Below are 866 nucleotides of genomic sequence, written 5' to 3'. Positions count from 1 at the left end.
CGCCTTCCTGCAGAACAGCGTCGGCGCGATCCAGGGGCCCTTCGAGAGCTTCCTCGCCCTGCGCGGGCTGAAGACCCTCGCGCTCAGGATGCGCGCGCACTGCGCCAATGCCCAGGCCGTCGCCGAGTGGCTCGCCGTCCAGCCCGCGGTCGAGCGCGTGATCTATCCGGGCCTTCCGAGTCATCCCCAGCACCGGCTCGCGCGCGCCCAGATGGCGGGCTTCGGCGGCATGGTCTCGCTCGTGCTCCGCGGCGGCGCGGAGGCGGCGGTGCGCATGCTCGAGCGGCTTCGGGTCTTCACCCTCGCCGAGAGCCTCGGAGGGGTGGAGAGCCTCGCCAACCACCCGGCCCGCATGACCCACGCCTCGGTGCCCGAGGAGGCGCGGGCGCGCCTCGGGATCGGCGACGGCCTGGTGCGCCTCAGCGTCGGGATCGAGGATCCCGAGGACCTGCTCGACGACCTCGCCCAGGCCTTGGCCTGAGCCGCTCTCCCACGGCCCGCGCCCGCCCGGCGCGGTCGTGCCGAAGCCGCTAGGCCGACTTGAGCTCCTCGAGGTCGCGGAACAGCGCCAGCGCCTCGGGATTGGCGAGGGCCTCGGTGTTCCGCACCGGCCGGCCGTGGATCGTCTCCCGCACCGCGATCTCGCTGATCTTCCCCGACTTGGTGCGGGGGATGTCGGCCACCTGGAGGATCTTCGCCGGGACGTGGCGCGGGGTCGTGTGCTCGCGGATCCGACGCCGGATGCGCTCGCGCAGCGCCTCGTCGAGCACGAGCCCGTCGCGCAGCCGCACGAACAGCACCACGCGGACGTCGCCCTCCCACTCCTGCGCCACCGCCACCGCCTCGAGCACTTCCGGGATCTGCTC

General features: G+C 73.6%; 2 protein-coding genes. One reads left to right on the top strand and one right to left on the bottom strand.

Annotated elements, in window-relative coordinates; all coding sequences use genetic code 11:
• Positions 1–481: PLP-dependent transferase (locus NZU74_20305; GenBank protein MCS6883672.1), on the top strand; the 481-nt coding region annotated here is incomplete at its 5' end.
• A gap of 49 nt (positions 482–530) precedes the next feature.
• On the opposite strand, the gene NZU74_20300 is transcribed toward NZU74_20305, so the two are convergent.
• The coding region (locus NZU74_20300) for an acetoacetate--CoA ligase (GenBank protein MCS6883671.1) at positions 531–866 on the bottom strand (336 nt) is incomplete at its 5' end.

The sequence above is a fragment of the Chloroflexaceae bacterium genome (assembly GCA_025057155.1).
In the GTDB taxonomy this organism is placed as follows: domain Bacteria; phylum Chloroflexota; class Chloroflexia; order Chloroflexales; family Chloroflexaceae; genus JACAEO01.
The sequence above is the reverse complement of the archived record's forward strand: the minus strand, read 5'-3'. Positions and strand labels throughout refer to the sequence as shown.